This is a genomic window from Lutibaculum baratangense AMV1 (assembly GCF_000496075.1).
Taxonomy (GTDB): domain Bacteria; phylum Pseudomonadota; class Alphaproteobacteria; order Rhizobiales; family Tepidamorphaceae; genus Lutibaculum; species Lutibaculum baratangense.
On record NZ_AWXZ01000039.1, the window covers coordinates 41,509 to 60,942 of the forward strand.

Here is a 19,434-nt window from a genome sequence, read left to right on the forward strand (position 1 = left end):
ACGGAAGGAACTCCCGGGGAGGCCCATGGGCGGCGCGGTCACGATATGCGAGTGCTTCGCGCGCGACGGGCTGCAGCACGAGACGGTCTTCGTCCCGACCGAGGAGAAGGTCGCGCTCATCGAAGCCTTCGCGGATGCGGGCTTCCCGCGCGTGGAGGCGACGAGCTACAGCCACCCGGGCCGCGTGCCGGCCTTCGCGGACGCCAGCGAGTTGCTGCAGCGCCTGAAGCGGCGCGACGGCGTCTGGTACAAGGCGACCTGCCCGAACGAGCGCGCGGTCGTCCGTGCCGTCGCCGATCTCGACCAGGGCTTCGGCGCGAACGAGCTGAGCCTCCTCGTCTCCGCCACCGAGAGCCATACCGAGCGCAACCTGCGCGCGACGCGACAGGAGCAATGGGCTCGCGTGGAGAGGATGGTCGAGGCTGCCGGCAGGCGCTTCCGCCTCGTCGGGGTGATCTCCGTCGCGCTCGGCTGTCCCTTCGAGGGCGACGTCGATCCGGCCTCGGTCGCGGCGGACGCCGCGCGGTTCCGCGAGCTGGGGGTGACCCACGTCACGATCGGCGACACGATCGGCGCCGCGAGCCCGCGCTCGACGAAGGCGCTGTTCTCGCGGCTCGCGGCCGACTTCCCCGACATGGTCTTCATCGGCCACTTCCACGACACGCGCGGCACCGCGCTCGTCAACTGCCTGGCCGCCCTCGAAGAGGGGTGCCGCTGGCTCGATTCCGCCTTCGGCGGCGTCGGCGGGCACCCCGCCGAGATCGAGTACGGCAAGGGCTTCACCGGCAACGTCGCGACGGAGGACCTAGTGGCGCTGCTCGAGGCGGAGGGATTTCGGACCGGCGTCGACCTCGACCGGATGATGCGCCTTTCGGAGCGTTGCGAGCACGCGCTCCGGCGACCGCTCTACAGCAAGGTCGCACGTGCGGGACTTCCACCGAGCCTGGAGAGACAAGCGGCCTATGGCTGACATGACCGGAGCTTCGCAGACAGTGCTCGTCGAGGATCGCGGGGCGGTGCGCATCGTCACCATGAACCGCCCCGACAAGCTCAACGCGCTCAACACCGAGCTGACGCAGGCGCTGCACGATGCCCTTCTCGCGGCCGACCGCGACGAGGCCGTGCGCGCGATCGTGCTGGCGGGCGCCGGGCGGGCCTTCTGCGCGGGCGCCGACCTGGCCGAGTTCAAGGACCTTAGGCCCGAGAACCAGGACCTCGTCCTGAAGCGGGCCGACCTGACGTGCCGGCTCCAGTCGATGCTGCAGGGCCTGTCGAAGCCGATCGTCTCAGCCGTGCAGGGGGCGGCGGTCGGCGGCGGCGCGGGCCTCGCCATCGGCTGCGACATGATGGTGGCCGGCGAGACGCTGAAGTTCGGCTATCCCGAGCTCAGGCACTCGATCGTCCCCGCGCTCGTGATGACGGGCCTGCAGCGCAGCCTCGGGCGGAAGGCGGCCTTCGAGATGGTGAGCCTCGGCCGGCTGATCGGGGCGGAGGAGGCGAGGGCGCTGGGGCTCGCGAACCGGGTCGCGGCCGACCCGATGGCCGAGGCGCTGGAGATCGCGGACGCCTGGGCGGCCGCGAGCCCGATGGCGATGGCCGCGGTCAAGTCGCTGTTCTACCGCGTCGCCGATCTTCCCCACGAGGCGGCGATGGCGGCCGGCCGCGACGTCAACGCGCTCATGCGCGGCTTCCGGGAGAAGGGCCGGTGAAGCCGCTCGCCGGTATCCGCGTCCTCGACTTCTCCCGCGTGCTCGCAGGGCCGATGGCGACGCAGATCATGGCCGAGTTCGGCGCCGAGGTGATCAAGGTCGAGCGCCCGGGCACGGGCGACGAATCCCGGAGTTTCGAGCCGAAGTTCGAGGGAGGCGAGAGCGGCTACTACTTCGCGTTCAACCGCGCGAAGCGCTCCATCACGCTGAACCTGAAGGCCGACGCGGGGCGCAGGATCGCGCGCGACCTGGCGGCGCGGTCGGACGTCGTCGTCGAGAACTTCCTGCCCGGCCAGATGGACCGGATGGGCCTCGGCTTCGCCGACCTGTCGGCTGCGAACGACCGGCTGGTCTACATCTCGAACACGGGCTTCGGGCAGAGCGGGCCCTACCGCGACCGCAACGGCTACGACACGATCTTCCAGGCCCTGTCGGGCGTCATGGACCTGACGGGGCATCCCGACGGCCCGCCCGCGAAGGTCGGTCTGCCCTTCGCCGACCTCACCTCGGGCCTGTGGATCGCCATCGCGGCGATGACGGGTCTCCTCGGGAGGGCGCAGACGGGCAAGGGCTGCCACATCGACGTGGCGATGATGGACGTCCAGACGAGCCTCCTGACGATCGCGGCGCAGCGCTACTTCGCGCTCGGCGAGACGCCGACCCGCACCGGAACCGAGCATCTCGGCCGCGTCCCGAGCGCCGCCTTCGAGTGCCGCGACGGCGGGTGGCTCCACATCAGCGGCAGCGACCAGCACTGGGGGCCGCTCTGCGAGGTCCTGGGCCTCGACGATCTCGCCCATGACGAGGAGCTGAAGAGGAACGCCGCCCGCGTCGCCCGGCGCGACGAGGTGATGACGGCGTTGCGCGAGGCGATCGGCCGGCGCGACCGCGCGCCGCTCGCCGAGGCCCTGCGCGCGCGCGGCGTGCCGGCCGGCGAGGTGAACTCCGTGCCGGAGATCCTGAACGACGCGCACATCAGGGCGCGAGGCATGGTCGGAACCTTCGAGCACCCCGTCAGCGGCGAGGTGCCGGCGCTGCGCACGCCGCTGCGCTTCGAGGGGTTCGACGACCCGGAGATCGGCGTCCCGCCCCTGCTCGGCGCGGACACGGAGGAGCTCCTGCGCGAGGAGCTCGGCTACGACGACGCCGCGATCGCGGCGCTGAGGGAAGAGGGAACGATCTGAATGGCCGGCGAAACCACCATCGCGGTGACGAGGGAAGGGGCCATCGCCCGGATCGTCCTCGACCGGCCGGGGGCGCGCAACGCGCTCGACCTGCCGATGTGCCACGACCTCGCACGCGCCTTCGAGCAACTCGATGCCGATCCCGATATCCGCGTCGTCGTGCTCGGCGCGAACGGTCCCGTGTTCTGCGCCGGCGCCGACCTCAAGGAGCGCACGGGGCGCGACGGGACATGGGTCTATCAGCGCCGGCTCGCCGCGTTCCGCGCCTACGAGACGATCGAGCGCTGCCGCAAGCCCGTCTTCGCGGTGGTGCAGGGCCCCGTCGTCGGCTCCGGCGGCGAGATCGCCATGGCGTGCGACTTCATCGTCGCCTCGACGGAGGCGAGCTTCCGCTTCCCCGAACCGCAATGGGGCACGGTCGGCGCGACGCAGCGCCTGCAGCGCGTGATCGGCAAGTCGCGCGCGAAGGAGCTTCTGTTCACCGGACGCACGATGCCGGTCGAGGAGGCCCACGCTCTCGGGCTCGTCGCCCGCGTGGTCGCGCCGGACGAGCTCGACGCGCTCGCCGAGGAGACGGCCGCCGCGATCGCCGCGGCCCCGCCGCTCGCGATGGCCCTGACGAAGCACTGCGTCGACATGGGATCGACGACGGATCTCGCCTCCGGGATCCGCATCGAGCTGGCGGCGATCGAGCGCAACCTCGCCGAGGGCGACTGGAAGAGCGGCATCGAGGAATTCAACAGCAGCGTCGGCAGGAAGGCCTCCGCGGGGGAGTGAGCGAGATGATCGACATCGACCGCATCTGCCCCACGACGCTTCCCGACGCGCTGGCGCGCACGTCCGCTCTCGCGCCGGACCTCGAGGCGATCGTCGCGCCGGACGGGCGGATGACCTTCGGCGCCGTCGCGGCCGAGGTCGCGCGGCTCAGGGCGAGCCTGAAGGCGCTCGGCGTCTCGCGCGGCGACCATGTCGGTATCTGCCTCGGCAACTCGTGCCGCTGGGTCGCACTGTTCTTCGCCGTCGCCTCGCTCGGCGCCGTCACCGTCCCGATATCGACCCGGTTTCGCACAGCCGAGATGGCGTACGCGCTGAAGCAGTCGCGCGTGTCGTTCCTCTTCGTCGCCGACCGCTTCCTGAAGATCGACTTCGTCGGGATGCTCCGCGAGATCTGCCCCGGCGTCGACACGGGCCTGCCCGACGAGGCGCTGCCGGACCTGCGCGAGGTCGTGGTCGTCGGTGACGACGTGCCCTCCGCCGGGCGCGGCTGGGACGACTTCGTTGCGATGGGTCGGGAGCCGGCCGAGCCAACGGCCGCACCGGATGACGTTCTCCTCATCCAGTACACGTCCGGTACCACCTCTTTCCCGAAGGGCGTGATGCTGACCCATCGCAACATGCTCGGGAACGCCTTCGTCTCGGGCGGGCGCATGGGCTTCCGGCTCGGCGACCGCTTCCACTCGGCGCGGCCGTTCTTCCACGTCGCCGGCACCACGCTCTCCGTGCTCTCGGCGCTTCAGCACGGGGTGACGCTCGTGACGATGTCGCGCTTCGAGCCGTCCGAGGCGCTGAGGCTGATCGAGGAGGAGGCGTGCACGCATGTCTCCGGCAACGACACGATGGCGCTGATGCTGCTCAACCACCCGGAGCGGACGATGCGCCGCTTCAGCCTGCGCGGCGGCTGGGTGGCGGCGTCGCCGGAAGTCGTGCGGCGCGTGATCCGCGAGCTCGGCGCGCGCGAGTGCGTCGTCGGCTACGGCCTCTCGGAAGCCTCGCCGAACATCGCCCAGTCCTGCTGGTGGGAGCCGGAGGAGGTGCGCGTCGCGGCCCGGATGCGGCCGCAGCCGGGCCTGGAGCTCGAGATCCGCGACACAGAGACGGGGGCGCCGGTGGCCGCGGGGAAGCGCGGAGAGATCTGCGTGCGCGGCTGGAGCGTGATGCGCGGCTATTTCGACAAGCCCGACGAGACGAAGGCCGCGCTGTCGGACGACGGCTGGCTCAGGACCGGCGATCTCGGCCGGCTCGGCGACGACGGCCGGCTCGAGTTCCTGGGCCGCGTGAAGGACATCATCCGCGTCGGCGGCGAGAACGTCTCGCCGGCGGAGGTCGAGGACATCCTGCACCGCCACCCGAAGGTGCGCCTGGCGCAGGTGGTGGGGGTGGCCGACCCGCGCCTGATGGAGGTGCCTGTGGCCTTCGTCGTCGCGAACGAGGGAGCAGTGGTGGATCCCGCCGAGCTGATCGCCTGGGCGCGCGAGAACATGGCGGGTTTCAAGGTGCCCCGCCACGTCTGGGTCGTCGAGGATTTCGAGGCGATCGGGATGACGGCGAGTTCGAAGGTGCAGAAGTCGAAGCTCGCCGCCCATGCGGCGAGCCTCCTCGACGGCGAGAGAGCGGGAGCGCTCGGATGAGGATCGAGACCTCCGTCACGAGGCTCCTCGGCATCGACCTGCCGATCGTCCAGGCCGGCATGTCGTGGGCCTCCTCGAACGCCGCGCTGCCGCTCGCGGTGTCGCGCGCCGGGGGGCTGGGCGTCATCGCGGCCGGGCCGATGTATCTTCCCGATCTCGCCGCCGCCATCGGCGCGGTGAAGGACGGCACCGACAGGCCCTTCGCCGTGAACGTGCCGCTCTACCGCAAGGGCGTCGAGGAGGTGCTCGATCTGGTGGCGGAGCGGCGCGTGCCGGTCGTGGTCGCGTCGCAGGGCGGGCCGAAGAAGTACCTCTCCCGCTTCAAGGATCTCGGCACGATCTGCATCCACGTGGTGGCGAGCGCGGAGCATGCGCGGAAGGCGGCCGACGCCGGCGTCGACGCGCTCGTCGTCGTCGGCGGCGAGGCGGGCGGCCATCCACCGCCCGACATGGTCTCGACGCTCGTCCTCGTGCGCGCGGTGGCGCGCGCCGTCGACATTCCGGTCATCGCCTCGGGCGGCTTCGCCGACGGGGCGGGACTGGCCGCCGCGCTGGCGCTCGGGGCGGGGGCGGCGAATTTCGGCACGCGCTTCATCGCGACGCCCGAGGCCGGCGTCTCCGAGGCCTACAAGAGGATGGTGGTCGGGGCCGGCGCCGCCGACACGCGCGCGGTCGGTCGCGGCCTCGGCGTGATCCGTGCCCTCAGGAACCGCTTCACCGACCGCATGGCCAAGCTCGAGGCCGCTGCCGCCCCTCTGGAGGAGCGCAAGGCGGCCTTCCAGGCGGCGTCGCTGAAGATGGCGGCCTTCGACGGCGACGTGGAGGACGGCAAGGTGGAGGCGGGGGAATCCGCCGGCCTCGTCGACGACATCGTGCCCGCCGGGGACCTCGTGCGCCGTATCGCATCCGAATACCTCCAGACGGTGCGGCTGATGCCGCAGCCGGCCCTCGTGCCCCTCTAGAGGCGCCTGCCGCGGCGCTCGGCAGGGCCGCGGCTTCGACGGTGACGGCGGCCGACCGGAAGACAGGCCGAAGATGAACCAAGGGAGGAACGGAAGATGACGTTCAGGATCCACCGCAGGACGTTCATGGGCGGCGCCGCCGCGCTGGCCGGCTCGGCCATGCTGCCGCGCGGCGCGTTCGCCGAGCTGCCGGGCACGATGCAGTGGACTGCGTCCGACGTCGGCTCGTCGGGCTATGTCGAGGCCACCGCGATCGCCAACGCCCTGATCGAGAAGCACGGGACGCGCATCCGCATCGTCCCCTCGGGCACCTCGATCGGCCGCATGATGCAGCTCAAGCAGGGCCGCGTGAACATGGGCTTCCTGGCGAACGAGTGCTTCTTCGCCACCGAAGCCATCTTCGACTTCGAGACGCGCGAATGGGGACCGCAGGACCTGCGCGCCCTGATGGGCCGCGAGGCGCTGTTCGGCATCGTGACGGCTGCGGATTCCGGCGTGAAGACGCTGGCCGACCTGAAGGGCAAGCGCGTCGCCCGCATCCAGGCGCACCCCTCGACGAACTTCAAGGTCGAGGGCGTCCTGGCCTTCGCCGGGCTGAGCTGGGACGATGTCGAGGTCGTCGAGGTGCCGGCCTACAGCGCGGGCATCCAGGCGGTGATCGACGGCAACGTGGTGGCGGCCGGCGCCGTCATCGGCGCGAGCCTCCTGCGCGAGCTCGAGGCGAGCCCGCGGGGCATATACTGGCCTCCCGTGCCGGCCGACGACCAGGAAGGCTGGGACCGCATCAACCGGGCGGCGCCGCTCTTCGCGCCCTCGACGATGGTCAACGGCCCGGGCGCGACGCCCGAGAACCCGGTCCCGCTCGTCGCGTACCGCTATCCCATCCTCTCGGTCTATGCCGACCGTGACGCCGACGAGGTCTACGAGCTGACGAAGGCGATCGTCGAGGCGTACGGCCTCTACAAGAACGCGGCGCCCGTCATGTCCGCCTACGACGTCAAGGAAGCGGGCCACCCGCCCTTCGACGCCCCCGTGCACGAGGGGGCGAAGCGCTACTACCAGGAAATCGGCAACTGGACCGAGGAGGACGAGGTCTGGAACGAGGCCCGGCTCGAGCGCCTGAAGGCCGTGCAGGCGGCCTGGGACGGCGCCGTCGAGGAGGCCGATCAGAACGGCGTGCCGGATGCGCAGTGGCCCGAGTTCTGGGCCGAGTACCGCGCCACGCATCTCGGCTGACCTGAGGCGGCCGCGCCGAGGCTCCTGGTCCCGGCGCGGCCGCGCTTCACCCCACAACCCTTGACCTCCGGGGACCTCCCATGACTGGCGAAGCCGTTTCGGATCCCGACAGCCCCGTCGGCCCCGGCCGAGGACGGCTCGCCCGTGCCGCCGTTTTCGTGCTCACGGTCGCATCCCTGCTTCTGGCGGTGAACCAGGTCTTCCTGATCCGCGCCTTCGGCTTCCAGCTCATCTCGACGGGCTACTACTACGCGCTGATCGGCACCTTCCTCAGCATCGTGTTCCTGCAGTTTCCCGCGCGCCAGAAGGACGCCGACCGGCTGCCGCTCTATGACGTGGCGCTGGCGCTGACGGTGCTCGCCTGCGGCCTCTATTTCGCGGGCCAGGCGGAATCGATCATCAGCCGCGGCTGGGATTTCATCGCGCCGCCCCTGCCGATGACGCTGGCCTGCGTGCTCTTCCTACTCGTGCTCGAGGCGCTCAGGCGCACGAGCGGGCTCACCCTGTTCCTGCTGTGCACCTTTTTCGGCCTCTTCCCGACCTTCGCGGGCTGGATGCCGGGAATCCTCTGGGGCACGCAGTACACACCGCTCGAGGCGGTGGCCGCGCACGTCATGGGAGTGGGCTCCATCGTCGGCATCCCGATCGGCGTCGTCAGCGACCTCCTGATCGGCTACCTCCTCTTCGGCGCCACGCTCACCGCCACCGGTGGCGGCAAGTTCTTCATGGATCTCGCCAGCGCGCTCCTCGGGCACGCCCGCGGAGGTCCGGCGAAGGTGTCGATCATCTCTTCCGCGCTCTTCGGCAGCCTCTCGGGCAGCGTCATCTCGAACGTCATCTCCACGGGGTCCTTCACGATCCCGACGATGCGGCGCTGCGGCTATCCCCCGGCCTACGCGGCGGCGGTCGAGAGCTGCGCCTCCACGGGCGGCACCATCATGCCGCCGGTCATGGGGGCGGCCGGATTCATCATGGCCTCGTTCCTCAACATCCCGTATGCGACGGTCGTGTCGGCGGCGATCATCCCCGCGCTCCTGTTCTACGCCGCCCTTCTCCTGCAGGTCGACGCCTATGCCGCGAAGCAGGGTCTCGTCGGCATGGCGCGGGACCAGATTCCGCCGCTCGGCCGCACGCTGAAGACGGGCTGGCCGCACCTGATGGGGCTCGTCCTCCTCGTCGTGCTCATCCTCTTCTTCCACATGGAGAAGACCGGCCCGTTCATCTCCTCGGGCCTCATGCTCGCGGCCGCGATCGCGAAGGCGCCGCGCCGGACGCTGCGCATCGTCGAGGCGATCATCTTCGAGACCGGCCGCAGCGCGGCCTACCTCTTCGGCATCCTCGCGGGGATCGGGCTCATCGTGGGGGCGCTGTCGATCACCGGCGTCGGCAGCTCGATCTCGCGCGAGCTCATCTTCCACGCCGGCGGCTCGGTCCCGCTTCTGCTTCTGTTCGGCGCGATCACGAGCTTCGTCCTCGGCATGGGGATGACGGCGAGCGCCTGCTACATCTTCCTCGCCATCATCCTCGGCCCGGCGCTGACGAGCCAGGGGCTCGACGAGGTGGGCAGCCACCTCTTCATCCTCTACTGGGGCATGCTCTCCTACATCACGCCGCCCGTCGCGCTCGCCGCCGTCACGGCGGCCGTCATCGCCGGCAGCAACAGCCTGCAGACGGGCGTGAAGGCGATGCGGCTCGGCAGTGTCCTCTTCGTTTTGCCCTTCGCATTCGTGCTCAACCCCGCCCTGATCGCCCGCGGCGAATGGCCGGAGGTGGTGATCGCGATCGCCACCGCGTCGGCCGCGATCTGGTTCGTCAGCTGCGCGTTCGAGGGCTACCTCCATCACTACGGCAGGATCGAGGGCATTCCGCGCATCGTTCTCGGCGTCGGCGGCGCTCTGATGCTCGTCCCCGAGCTCGCCACGGATCTCGCCGGTCTCGCGATGGCGCTCGCCGTCTACGTCCACGGCCACGTCTTCGGCGCCGCCCGCGGCCTTGCCCCGGGGCCGAGGCCGGAATGAAGATCGAGGCGTGGTCGGTCGAGCCGGCGGAGTTCGAGAACCTCGATCCGGACTGGCGCTACGGCGACACCCACGTGCCGCGCCTCGCCGGCGTCTTCGTCGCGCTCCGTGCCGAGGACGGGACGCTGGGGGAGGGGTATGCGCCGGTCCTCGGCCACCTCGGACGCAGCCAGGGGGAACTCGTCCGAGAGGTCGAGAGCCTGGCTGCGGCCTGTGTCGGAGGCGATGCTCGCCAGTTCTCCGTGAACGCTGTCGCGGCGCGGCGTTCGACCGGCATCTCCGGACCGGCTCTCTCGGCGCTCGACATGGCGCTGCACGACCTGGCGGCGCGGATCGCCGGAATCCCCGTCTCCCTCCTGCTCGGAGGCCGGCACCGCGAGCGCATTCCCGTGGTGCGGATCGTGCCCATCAAGCCGCCGCGCGAGATGGCGGCCGCTGCGGCGGCGCTCGTCGAGCGAGGCTACCGTGCCGTGAAGCTGAAGGCGACCGGCGAGCTCGACGACGACCTCGCGCGCGTCGGGGCCGTGCGGGCCGCGATCGGCGAGGGGCCCGACATCTATGTCGACCCGAACCAGGCCTACGACGTCGACGGCGCCATCCGCTTCTGCCGGAATGCCGCGGAGCTCGGCGTGTCGCGGGTGGAGCAGCCGGTTCCGGCGCGCGACCGCGATGCGATGGCGCGGGTGGCGCGGGAGCTGAGCGAGCTCTGCGTCGAGGCGGACGAGAGGCTCTTCACGCCGGCCGACCTCGTCGACGTGCTGGAGCGCCGCGCGGCCCACGGCGTCTGCCTGAAGCTGACCCGCTCCGGAGGTATCGCGCCGACGCTCGCCATGGCGGGGATCGCCGAAGGCTTCGGGGTCAAGGCGCGCATGAGCACAGCCTTCGGCGGGGCCCTCGTCTCGCTCGCCGCGGCGGAGGTCGCCGCGTCGCTCGGCGCACTGGATGGATATGCGGAAGTCGGCGAGTTCGACCATTTCCACGACACCTGCCATCACGCGCCGAAACTCGTGGAGGGATCCCTGCTCCTGGGGGCCGAGCCCGGCTTCGGCCAACGCCGGAAGCGGGCGTGGAGCGCGCCCTGGCGGGCCTGACGATCGATTGCCCGGCCCGACGCCGCGAGCCACGCGAACAGTTTCACCCGAGGGAGACGCCGATGTTCTATCGAGAGGGAGAGCCGAGCGGGCTGCCGTTCGACCCGTTCAAGGCGATCGTCGCTCCGCGACCGATCGGGTGGATCGGAACGCTCAATGCCGACGGCGTCCCCAACCTCGCCCCATACTCCTTCTTCAGCGCGATCTCGAGCCGCCCCAACATGCTCGGCTTCTCGAGCGAGGGCCTGAAGCACACGGCCCGCAATGCGCGCGACCGGGGAGAGTTCACGTTCAGCCTGGCGACGCTGCCGCTCGCCGAGGCGATGAACATGACCTCGGCGAACCTGCCCGACGGCACGAACGAGTTTGAGGCCGCAGGCCTCGAACCGGGTCGGCCCCGCGTCGTCTCCACGCCCTTCGTGAAGGCGAGCCCCGCGGCGCTCGAATGCCGGACCGTCCATTTCGTCGAGCTGACCGACATGGCCGGGGAGACGACCGGCCGCTTCTTCGTGATCGGGCAGGTGGTGGGCGTCCACCTCGCCGACGAGTTCATAACCGAGGGCCGGTTCGACATGGCGAAGGCGCTGCCCATCGTCCGGGGCGGCTACCGGGACTACGCCACCGTGGAGAGCGTGTGGGAGATGAGCCGGCCTTCGGAGTGAGGCGCCCGCGCGTCACGGCCGGGACCGGGTCTCGCGTGACGGCGGCGCTCGCGTGAACGGGCTTCAGGTGGGAGCTCGCGCCCCCCGCGAAGCGTCTTCAGTGGCCGGTGAAGACCGCCTCCGGCTGCTCGAAGAAGGACTGCAGGATGTGGTAGACCATCATGTAGTTCTTCTGCTGTATCGAGGCGTGGGAAATGCCCTGCATGACGGAGAACTGCTTGGCGGGATGCGGCAGCGCCCGGAAGAACTTGAGGAGATCGTCGATGCCGGCGATGCCGTCGAACTCGCCGCGCATGATCAGCGTCGGCATCGTCAGCTTCTCGGGATCGGTCAGCGGCAGGTTGGCGCACATGTCGAAATAGGTGCCCGTGGGGACGCTGTCGTCGAGCTCGAGGATCGCGTCGGCGAAGGCTTCGATCACCGCGTCGTCCGCGCAGCCCGGATGGTCGCGGTTGAAGATCGACCAGACGAAGTCGCGGTCGATCGGCCGCCGCTGGCCGGTCCGCCACTTGTCGAGGTTCTTCCGCCGCTGCTCGAGCGTCGGGCTGCCTTCGCCGGTCCACACCATCGCGTCGAGCGCGAGCCGCGCGACCCTGTCGGGCTTCCGCTCCGCGAAGTTCGCCGCACGGAGCGCGCCCGACGAGATGCCGTAGACGAGGAACGACCGCACGCCCGTCTTCTCGATGATGTAGTCCGTCGCCGCGATCAGGTCGTCACCGCCGTCGGAGATGTTCGAGGTGATGTCGCGGTTCTTGTCGGACTTGCCGTAGCCCTCCATGTCGACGCACCAGGTGTCGTAGCCCTGCGACACGAACCAGTCCATGGCCGAGGAGTAAGGCCGTCCCTCCACCTGGAGGTCGAAGGTGGGCGTCGAGGCCATGGACGAGCCGTGGACGAACAGGACCGTGCCCTTCGGCTCGCCCGACGGCACCTTCTTCTGCCAGAGGAACAGGTTGACGTCGCCCTTCTTCGTCCAGTGCTCGTGGCCGTCATAGGTCTGGGGCGGCAGAACGGGAGTAACCATAGGCGTCCTTTCGTCTCGGCTTTCGGGCGTCAGATGCCCAGTTTCTTCAACTGGAATTCGGGGTAGCGCAGGCCGGAGGCCGCGCCGGGCGGCAGCGCCCGCGAGAGGCTCTCGATCTCGTCCGGCTCGAGCGTCACGTCGAGCGCGCCGAGATTCTCCTCGAGGTAGGTGCGCCGCTTCGTGCCGGGGATCGGCACGAGCCCCTCCCACTGCGCCAGGAGCCAGGCCAGCACGACCTGGCCGTTCGTGGCGCCGCGCGCGGCGGCGATGTCGCGGATCGGCTCGAGGAGCGCGAGGTTCTTCTCGAAGTTGCCTTCCTGGAAGCGGGGATGGGCGTGGCGCCGGTCCGTCGCGATCAGGTCGTCGCGGCTGCCGAAGGCTCCCGTCAGGAACCCGCGCCCGAGCGGGCTGTAGGGCACGAGGCCGATGCCGAGCTCCTTCAGCACCGGCAGGATCTCCGCCTCGGCGTCGCGCGTCCAGAGCGAGTATTCCATCTGCACCGCCGACAGCGGATGCGTCGCATGCGCCCGGCGGATCGTCTGGGGACCGGCCTCGCAGACGCCGAGATAGCGGACCTTGCCCTCTTCGACGAGGCGTCCCATCGCCCCGACCGTGTCCTCGATCGGCACGTCGGGATCGACGCGGTGGATGTAGTAGAGGTCGATCACCTCGACGCCCAGCCGCGCGAGGCTCTTCTCGCAGGCCTGCGGGACGTAGTCCGGGTGCCCGTTCGTGCCCCCGCGCTCGCCGTTCGGGCCGCGGATGTTGCCGAACTTTGACGCGATGACGAGCCCGTCGCGCCGCCCCTTGATGGCGGAGCCGAGAAGCTCCTCGTTCCGGCCCGCGGCATAGGCGTCGGAGGTGTCGAACAGGGTGACGCCGAGCTCGATCGCCCGGTGGACCGTCGCCGTCGACTCCACGTCGTCGCGGACGCCGTAGTCGGACGACATGCCCGAGCAGCCGAGGCCCAGGGCCGAGACCGTCAGCCCCTGCGAGCCGAGCTTGCGATACAGCATGGCGTGTTCCTTCGCGCTCAGAGGTTCACCCGCTTCATCTGCCCGGCCGGATAGCGCGTGCCGGCGCCGGCACCGGGCGCGAACGCCCTGTCGAGCGCCGCGAGCGTCTCGGCCGACGGGGCGAGGTCGGCGGCGGCGGCGTTCTCCTCGAGCCAGCGGCGGCGGCGCGTCCCGGGGATCGGCACGATGTCGTCCCCCTGCGCCAGGACCCAGGCGATCGCGAGCTGCGAGGGCGTGCAGCCTTCCCGCGCCGCGCAGTCGCGCAGCACCTCCACCAGAGCCATGTTCTTTGCGAGGTTGTCCGCCTCGAAGCGCGGATGGTCGCGCCGGCGGTCGTTCTCCTCCATGTCGTCGACGGCCGCGATCGTGCCGGTCAGCAGGCCCCGGCCGAGCGGCGAGTAGGCGACGAACCCGATGCCGAGCTCGCGGCAGAGCGGGATGTGCTCGGCCTCGACGTCACGGGCCCACAGCGAGTATTCGGTCTGGAGGGCAGCGATCGGGTGGGTGGCGTGCGCCCGCCGGATCGTGGCGGGCGCGGCCTCTGAGAGGCCGAGATGCACGACCTTTCCCTCTTGCTTCAGATCCGCCATGGCGCCGACCGTGTCCTCGATCGGCACGTTGGGGTCGATGCGATGGATGTAGAAGAGGTCGATCCGGTCCGTTCCGAGGCGCTTGAGGCTCGCCTCACAGGCCGCGCGGACGTGGTCGGGCGAGCCGTTCACCTCCCGCCGCCCGTCGGGATAACGGATATTGCCGAACTTGGTGGCGAGGAACGCCTTGTCGCGGTGCCCCTGCAGGGCGCGGCCGACGAGCGTCTCGTTCTTGCCGTCGTTATAGGCGTCCGCGGTATCGATCATCGTGACGCCGATCTCGAGCGCGCGGTGGATCGTCGCCACCGCCTCGTCCGGGTCGGGCGTGCCGTAGATCGGGGTCATGCTCATGCAGCCGAGCCCGATGGCGGGCACCTCGACGGGACCAAGCCGACGCGTCTTCATCACTGTATCTCCCCGACTGTTGCAGCGCTTCGGCCCGAACCGGCCCGGCCGGCCTTCGCCGGCGGATGGTTCTCTACCTCGGCCTCGAAGACGGCCTGTCCGGTCCGCCGGTAATGCTCGAGCAGCGCCGCCACGGCCTCGTCGCGCCGGCGCGCCAGGGCGAGGTCGCGCAGCCTCGTGTGCTCGTCCTCCACGACCCTCGACCGCCCGTGCATACGCCGGGCGAAGAAGCGGTAGCGGTTGTTGCGCTCGTGCAGCTTGTCGCAGTTCGAGAGCAGGATCTCCGACCCGCAGGCCGAGAGGAGCGCCATGTGGAACCGCTTGTGCGCCGCCTCCCACGCGGGGTTCGGAGCGGGGCCGTCCGGGCCGTCCTTCTCACGCGACAGGCCGTGGAGACGGAAGTGCGTGATCATCACCGCCTCCTCCCAGTCCTTGCCGCCCCGTTCGATCGAGCGGCGCAGCGCCTCCCCCTCGAGGAAGCAGCGGTTGAAGAGAATGTCCTCGAACTCCCCGCGCGAGATGCCCGACACGTAGAAACCGCGCCGGTCGATGCGCAGGACGAGCCCGTCCGACACGAGCTGGTTCAGCGCCTCCCGAACGGGGGAGGCGCCGCAGGAGTTCATGTCGCTCAGCATTTTCACCGTCAGCTTCGTCCCGGGCTTCAGCCGCGCCGTCAGGATGTCGGCGCGGATCTTCTCTACCAGAGAGATTCCGAGGGACTGCGGCACGTTCGTCATCGAGTGTCCTTGCTTCGTCGTCCGGCGGCGAACCGCCGGACGACCTTCTTGAGATCAGCTCTCGCGGATCCGGTCCTTGTAGCGCCGGGCGAGCTCGATGGTGTTCTGCACGATTTCCGCGCAGACGGTCTCGTCGCCGTACTCGACGCCCTCGAAGGGGTAGTTGACCGCCTCGAACTGGGCCTTGAGCTCGGGATTGTCGAAGGCCGCCCTGATCGCGGTCACCAGTCGCTCGCGCACCTCCGGCATGTTGTTCCAGACTTCGGTGTGCATGGCCCATCCCTGCGACAGCTCGAGCTCGGGAATCGAGGTGCCGAAGACGCTGTTGACACCCGGCGGGTTGCCCATCTGCGCGTCGAACTCCGGTGTCGGGCGGAAGGTGCCGAGGATGCGGACCTGGTCTCCGAGGCTGATCGCCACGCCCGCCGTCAGCACCGCGGCGTCGGTCTCTCCCGTGATGGCGGCCATCGAGGTGGGGTTGCCGCCGCCGAAGGGGATCAGGTTGAAGTCGGCCCCCGTGGCCTCCGCGAGGGACAGCATGCCGATTGTGCCGGGATGGGGCAGGCGGCTCGTCGCGATCGTGACCGTCCGCTTCTTGCCTTCCTCGACCAGCTGCTCAAGCGACTGGATCGGGCTGTTGGCACCGACATAGGTGACGATGGGGGTGCCACCGGTCTTGGCGAAGTGGATGATGTCGCCCGGCAGGTCGTAGGTCGTCTCCTGCGTGGCGAAGGTGATGATCTCCGGGTGCATGTTGCTGTAGAGCAGGTTGTACCCGTCCTTGTCGCGGCGGTTCGCGTAGAGCTCGTAGCCCACCTGGCCGCCGGCGCCGGGGTGGAACTCGAACTCGAAGTCCACGCCGAGATCGGTCCGCAGGACGTTCGTGAAGCACCGTGCGGTCGTCTCCGCGCCGCCGCCCTGGCCGGTCGCGATCACGACGTTGATGTTCCGGGTGGGATAGCTCCCTTGCGCCCGCAGCACGGAGGGGGCGAAGAGCGCGACGGCGGCCCCCGCCGTCCCGGCGCGGATGAGGCCGCGGCGGGTGATCGTTCCTGTCGTTCTTTTCATGTGGTCCTCCCTGTTTTGTCGTTGTGCACGTCGCCGCCCGGCGCGAGGTCAGCCCGGACGGAACTCCAGAATGTCGAGACCTTCGAGGCGGTCGAGGAGGTAGACGATCCCGCGGTCGTCCACCTCCACGTCGTTGCTCTGCGGGGCGGGGTGGCCTCCGGTCGGGTGCGGGATGAAGTAACCCGTCTCAGTGGGGTCGTGCGGGTCGGAGAGGTCGATCGCCCGCAGCCCGCCCGAGAACCAGGCGCAGAAGACGGTCGTGCCGCGGAGCTTCTCGACATATTGGTGAGCGCCGAAGCGGGCGCCCGACGCCGCATAGGGCGTGTCGAGCGCGCTGACGTGGAAGCTCGAGGCGTAGCGGACGTCTGAAAGGTCGGTCACGTCGAAGACCCACAGATGCGCGGGCAACTGCCCCGTCTTGTGCGCGTGCTCCTCGTCGACCGAGACCGCGTAGCGGCGCCCGCCGATCAGCTCGGGCAGGGGCTTGACCGTGTGGGTCGGGTGCTTGCTCGGCGGGTGATAGTCGAAGCTGCCTATCGTCTTCATCGCGCCGATGTCGGTGGCGTCGATCACCCGGAAGCCCGCGTGCCAGCAGGAGGCCCAGAGCTCGTCCCCGACCCGCTGGGTGTGGTGCAGCCGGTTCTGGTAGCCCTTCCATGTCGGCCGCGCGCCGTCGAAGTTCTCCTGCTCGGGCATCCACCAGCGCCCGGCCTCGGTGGGGTGCGTGGGGTCGGCGTAGTCGTAGGCGACGAGGATGTTGCCGACGAAGCCCGGCATCTCGGTCGACATGTAGAGGTAGCGCTCGTCGGTGTCGAAGCGGTGGACACCGAAGCCGTGGGTCCGCTGGTGGCAGAGGAGCCGCGGGTTCGACCGGTCGGCGATGTCGTAGATCCGGAAGCCGCCGTCGTGATAGCCGCGCCGCGCGCTCTCGCGCAGCGTCGGGATGTCGGCGGGTGTCACGCCGAGGAACTGCGCGAGCTCCGCGTCGGTCGGATCGCGGCCTTCGCGCTTCCGGACCGTCTCGACGTGCTCGAGCAGACCCTCGCCCTTGCGGTGGAAGTGCCGCTTGTTCTGCTCGTGGTTGACGATCATCAGATCGCCCTCCACCCGAACCTTGTGGCTGTGCGACCAGGGGTCTTCCATCGCGACGCGGCCGACGATGCGGGGCGCGCGCGGGTCCGAGACGTCGATGATCGTCGTCCCGTGCGGCGCGTCCATGTGGCCGACGTAGCAGAAGCCGCCCTCGACCCGGACCTGGCCGCCGCCTGGAATGTCGAGACGGGCGAGCCGGGTGAAGTTCCTCGCGTGCGTGTCTGCCATGTCAGGCCGCCTCGACTTTCTGTTTCGCCATGTGGCTGCGGACGTAAGGCAGCACGAGAGTGATCACGAGAAACACCCACAGTATGTTGCCCAGGGTGGAGCTGAAGAGGATGTCGACCTCGCCGCGGGATATGCGGAGCGCGCGCATCAGGTACTGCTCCATGAGCGGCCCCAGGATGATGCCGATCAGCAGTGCCGTGACGTGGTAGCCGGTCTTGCGGGCGAGGTAGCCCAGGACACCGAAGGCGACGGCGAGCCCCATGTCGAACATGTAGGTCCGGGGCACGAAGGCGCCGAGAAGGGTGAAGGTCAGGATCGTCGGCACGAGGAAGAAGGCCGGGAAGGTCGTGACCCGCGACATGTACTGCGCCATCGGGAACATCAGCGGGATCATCATCAGGTAGGTGATGAAGGAGGCCGTGAAGATGCCGTAGGCGAGCTCGGGCCGGTCGATGAAGAGCCGGGGCCCGAGCGTCACGCCGTGATATTGGAGGACCACCATCATGATCGCCGCGGTGCTGCCGCCGGGAACGCCGATCGCCATCAGCGGCACCAGAGTACCTGAAGTCACGCCGTTGTTGGCGGCCTCGGGCGCGGCCACGCCTTCGGGCACGCCGGTACCGAAGAGCTCCGGCGTCTTGGAGAAGGTTCGCGCCTGCTGGTAGGCGACGAAGGCGGCGATCGACGCGCCCGCGCCGGGGATGATGCCGATGATCACGCCGATCAGCGCGGTCCACGCCATCAGGAACCAGCTGCGGAGCGACTCCTTCACGAGCAGCCAGACGTCGTAGAATTTCGAGCTCACGACGACGTCCATGAACTCGTCCTTCACGACCCGCCCGCGCTCGATGAGCATGAAGACCTCGGAGATGGCGAAGAGGCCGATCAGCGCCGGCACGAGCGGCACCCCGTCGTAGAGCTCGATCATCCCGAAGGTCGCGCGCGGCTCGGAGTAGATGAAGTCCGTGCCGATCGCGCCGATCAGGAGGCCCAGCATCCCCGCCAGGAGGCCCTTCACGAGGTCCTGCGCGGCGATCACCGCGATCAGCGTGAGGCCGAACAGGATGATCACCACCATCTCGACCGAGTGGAGGTAGTTCCCGACCTGTGACAGGACCGGCAGCATGACGAGCACGAACATGGTGCCGATCAGCCCGCCGAAGATCGACGCGACGAAGCAGTAGACGAGCGCGCGCTGCGCCTGGCCCTTCTGGGCCATCGGATAGCCGTCGAGCGTCGTCGCCGCCGCGCCGCCGGTGCCCGGGATGTTCACGAGGATCGCCGGGATGCCGTTGCCGAGCTGCGAGGCGCTGTAGAGCGCCATCATGAAGATCAGCGCCGCCTCCACGTCGACCGACAGGGTGAGCGGAAGCAGGATGATGATGGTGTTGGCCGCGCTGAAGCCCGGGATAGCGCCGACGATGTTGCCGAGCAGGACTGCCGGAATCATCACCCACCAGTAGGACAGCGAGTGGGCGAAGAGGCCGCCGATCATCGCGAACTGATCCATGTCAGAGCACCCAGTTTCGAATGGTGGTGTCGACGATCGACAGCGGGAAGCGGACCTTCACGAGCAGGATGAAGATGGCGAAGGCGATCACGGTCGTGGCGCTCGCGATGATCAGGGCGTGCTTCAGCCGCTCCATGCCGGCGATCATCAGGACGGTGCCGAGAACGAACAGGAACAGGGAGACCGTGAAGCCGAGGAGCGGCATGAGAGCGATGAAGAGGACGGTCATCACCAACACGCCCCAGCGCCGCACCTCCGCCGTCGGATCGGTGAAGAAGCCCCGGAAGCCGAGGCTCTTCCTGCCCGACGCGAATTCGCGCGCCAGCCGCACGAAGATGATGAGGCTCAGGATGGCGATGGCGCCGGAGACGTAGATGCCGACGACCCTCGCCTGGAAGGGCAGCGACCAGACGGTCGACAGGTAGTAGATCCCGAAGGCGATGGCGCCGATCGGGATGATGAGCTCGGGGATCAGCCCGGGGCGCTTCTCCATG

18 protein-coding genes are annotated in these 19,434 nt (G+C 69.5%); 10 read left to right on the forward strand and 8 right to left on the reverse strand.

All coding sequences use genetic code 11. The features are described 5' to 3' along the window. Positions 1 to 25: 25 nt before the first annotated feature. From N177_RS14845 to N177_RS14890, 10 genes are all read left to right on the forward strand, one after another. Positions 26 to 970: a hydroxymethylglutaryl-CoA lyase gene (locus tag N177_RS14845; protein WP_023433193.1), complete on the forward strand. Its 945-nt coding sequence runs from the start codon at positions 26 to 28 to the stop codon at positions 968 to 970. After that, entirely contained in the window at positions 963 to 1,709 is a 747-nt protein-coding gene (locus tag N177_RS14850) for an enoyl-CoA hydratase/isomerase family protein (RefSeq protein WP_244444292.1), read from the forward strand. The genes N177_RS14845 and N177_RS14850 overlap by 8 nt, the downstream gene beginning before the upstream one ends. Further along, on the forward strand, positions 1,706 to 2,893 hold the full coding sequence (locus N177_RS14855; protein ID WP_023433195.1) for a CaiB/BaiF CoA transferase family protein: 1,188 nt from the start codon (positions 1,706 to 1,708) through the stop codon (positions 2,891 to 2,893). The genes N177_RS14850 and N177_RS14855 overlap by 4 nt, the downstream gene beginning before the upstream one ends. After that, positions 2,894 to 3,670 (forward strand): enoyl-CoA hydratase/isomerase family protein, encoded by a 777-nt coding sequence (locus tag N177_RS14860; protein ID WP_023433196.1) that lies wholly within the window; start codon positions 2,894 to 2,896, stop codon positions 3,668 to 3,670. Between the two features lie 5 nt (positions 3,671 to 3,675). Further along, the gene (locus N177_RS14865) at positions 3,676 to 5,301 is read left to right on the forward strand and encodes an AMP-binding protein (RefSeq protein WP_023433197.1); all 1,626 of its coding nucleotides are present in this window, start codon (positions 3,676 to 3,678) and stop codon (positions 5,299 to 5,301) included. Continuing rightward, complete coding sequence (locus N177_RS14870) at positions 5,298 to 6,263, forward strand: NAD(P)H-dependent flavin oxidoreductase (protein WP_023433198.1); 966 nt, start codon at positions 5,298 to 5,300, stop codon at positions 6,261 to 6,263. The genes N177_RS14865 and N177_RS14870 overlap by 4 nt, the downstream gene beginning before the upstream one ends. A 96-nt stretch (positions 6,264 to 6,359) precedes the next feature. Continuing rightward, positions 6,360 to 7,499, forward strand: a complete 1,140-nt coding sequence (locus N177_RS14875; RefSeq protein WP_023433199.1) for a TAXI family TRAP transporter solute-binding subunit — start codon at positions 6,360 to 6,362, stop codon at positions 7,497 to 7,499. An 80-nt stretch (positions 7,500 to 7,579) separates the two neighbouring features. Next, positions 7,580 to 9,517, forward strand: a complete 1,938-nt coding sequence (locus N177_RS14880) for a TRAP transporter permease (protein ID WP_023433200.1) — start codon at positions 7,580 to 7,582, stop codon at positions 9,515 to 9,517. Beyond that, a complete protein-coding gene (locus N177_RS14885; protein WP_023433201.1) occupies positions 9,514 to 10,608 on the forward strand; it encodes a mandelate racemase/muconate lactonizing enzyme family protein in 1,095 nt (364 codons plus the stop codon). The genes N177_RS14880 and N177_RS14885 overlap by 4 nt, the downstream gene beginning before the upstream one ends. A gap of 62 nt (positions 10,609 to 10,670) precedes the next feature. Then, complete coding sequence (locus N177_RS14890; RefSeq protein ID WP_023433202.1) at positions 10,671 to 11,270, forward strand: flavin reductase family protein; 600 nt, start codon at positions 10,671 to 10,673, stop codon at positions 11,268 to 11,270. A gap of 97 nt (positions 11,271 to 11,367) precedes the next feature. On the opposite strand, the gene N177_RS14895 is transcribed toward N177_RS14890, so the two are convergent. From N177_RS14895 to N177_RS14930, 8 genes are read right to left on the reverse strand one after another with little or no spacing between them, the layout of a single operon-like run. Beyond that, positions 11,368 to 12,294, reverse strand: coding sequence for an alpha/beta hydrolase (locus N177_RS14895; protein ID WP_023433203.1), 927 nt, complete (start codon positions 12,292 to 12,294; stop codon positions 11,368 to 11,370). A gap of 29 nt (positions 12,295 to 12,323) precedes the next feature. Further along, a complete protein-coding gene (locus N177_RS14900; RefSeq protein ID WP_023433204.1) occupies positions 12,324 to 13,310 on the reverse strand; it encodes an aldo/keto reductase in 987 nt (328 codons plus the stop codon). 17 nt (positions 13,311 to 13,327) lie between these two features. Then, positions 13,328 to 14,305, reverse strand: a complete 978-nt coding sequence (locus N177_RS14905; RefSeq protein ID WP_040485919.1) for an aldo/keto reductase — start codon at positions 14,303 to 14,305, stop codon at positions 13,328 to 13,330. Further along, positions 14,305 to 15,042: a GntR family transcriptional regulator gene (locus N177_RS14910; RefSeq protein ID WP_023433206.1), complete on the reverse strand. Its 738-nt coding sequence runs from the start codon at positions 15,040 to 15,042 to the stop codon at positions 14,305 to 14,307. The genes N177_RS14905 and N177_RS14910 overlap by 1 nt, the downstream gene beginning before the upstream one ends. Positions 15,043 to 15,096: 54 nt before the next feature. Further along, entirely contained in the window at positions 15,097 to 16,110 is a 1,014-nt protein-coding gene (locus N177_RS14915) for a Bug family tripartite tricarboxylate transporter substrate binding protein (protein ID WP_023433207.1), read from the reverse strand. A gap of 48 nt (positions 16,111 to 16,158) precedes the next feature. Then, on the reverse strand, positions 16,159 to 17,430 hold the full coding sequence (locus N177_RS14920) for an LVIVD repeat-containing protein (RefSeq protein ID WP_023433208.1): 1,272 nt from the start codon (positions 17,428 to 17,430) through the stop codon (positions 16,159 to 16,161). A 1-nt stretch (position 17,431) separates the two neighbouring features. Further along, on the reverse strand, positions 17,432 to 18,940 hold the full coding sequence (locus N177_RS14925) for a tripartite tricarboxylate transporter permease (protein WP_023433209.1): 1,509 nt from the start codon (positions 18,938 to 18,940) through the stop codon (positions 17,432 to 17,434). Between the two features lies 1 nt (position 18,941). Beyond that, on the reverse strand, positions 18,942 to 19,433 hold the full coding sequence (locus N177_RS14930) for a tripartite tricarboxylate transporter TctB family protein (RefSeq protein WP_023433210.1): 492 nt from the start codon (positions 19,431 to 19,433) through the stop codon (positions 18,942 to 18,944). Position 19,434: the final 1 nt, after the last annotated feature.

Excerpts from the sequence above, each read along its gene's own strand:
- N177_RS14845 (WP_023433193.1), top strand. The coding sequence starts at position 26 with ATGGGCGGCGCGGTCACGATATGCGAGTGCTTCGCGCGCGACGGGCTG.
- N177_RS14850 (WP_244444292.1), top strand. The coding sequence starts at position 963 with ATGGCTGACATGACCGGAGCTTCGCAGACAGTGCTCGTCGAGGATCGC.
- N177_RS14860 (WP_023433196.1), top strand. The coding sequence starts at position 2,894 with ATGGCCGGCGAAACCACCATCGCGGTGACGAGGGAAGGGGCCATCGCC.
- N177_RS14865 (WP_023433197.1), top strand. The coding sequence starts at position 3,676 with ATGATCGACATCGACCGCATCTGCCCCACGACGCTTCCCGACGCGCTG.
- N177_RS14870 (WP_023433198.1), top strand. The coding sequence starts at position 5,298 with ATGAGGATCGAGACCTCCGTCACGAGGCTCCTCGGCATCGACCTGCCG.
- N177_RS14875 (WP_023433199.1), top strand. The coding sequence starts at position 6,360 with ATGACGTTCAGGATCCACCGCAGGACGTTCATGGGCGGCGCCGCCGCG.
- N177_RS14880 (WP_023433200.1), top strand. The coding sequence starts at position 7,580 with ATGACTGGCGAAGCCGTTTCGGATCCCGACAGCCCCGTCGGCCCCGGC.
- N177_RS14885 (WP_023433201.1), top strand. The coding sequence starts at position 9,514 with ATGAAGATCGAGGCGTGGTCGGTCGAGCCGGCGGAGTTCGAGAACCTC.
- N177_RS14890 (WP_023433202.1), top strand. The coding sequence starts at position 10,671 with ATGTTCTATCGAGAGGGAGAGCCGAGCGGGCTGCCGTTCGACCCGTTC.
- N177_RS14895 (WP_023433203.1), bottom strand. The coding sequence starts at position 12,294 with ATGGTTACTCCCGTTCTGCCGCCCCAGACCTATGACGGCCACGAGCAC.
- N177_RS14900 (WP_023433204.1), bottom strand. The coding sequence starts at position 13,310 with ATGCTGTATCGCAAGCTCGGCTCGCAGGGGCTGACGGTCTCGGCCCTG.
- N177_RS14905 (WP_040485919.1), bottom strand. The coding sequence starts at position 14,305 with ATGAAGACGCGTCGGCTTGGTCCCGTCGAGGTGCCCGCCATCGGGCTC.
- N177_RS14910 (WP_023433206.1), bottom strand. The coding sequence starts at position 15,042 with ATGACGAACGTGCCGCAGTCCCTCGGAATCTCTCTGGTAGAGAAGATC.
- N177_RS14915 (WP_023433207.1), bottom strand. The coding sequence starts at position 16,110 with ATGAAAAGAACGACAGGAACGATCACCCGCCGCGGCCTCATCCGCGCC.
- N177_RS14920 (WP_023433208.1), bottom strand. The coding sequence starts at position 17,430 with ATGGCAGACACGCACGCGAGGAACTTCACCCGGCTCGCCCGTCTCGAC.
- N177_RS14925 (WP_023433209.1), bottom strand. The coding sequence starts at position 18,940 with ATGGATCAGTTCGCGATGATCGGCGGCCTCTTCGCCCACTCGCTGTCC.
- N177_RS14930 (WP_023433210.1), bottom strand. The coding sequence starts at position 19,433 with ATGGAGAAGCGCCCCGGGCTGATCCCCGAGCTCATCATCCCGATCGGC.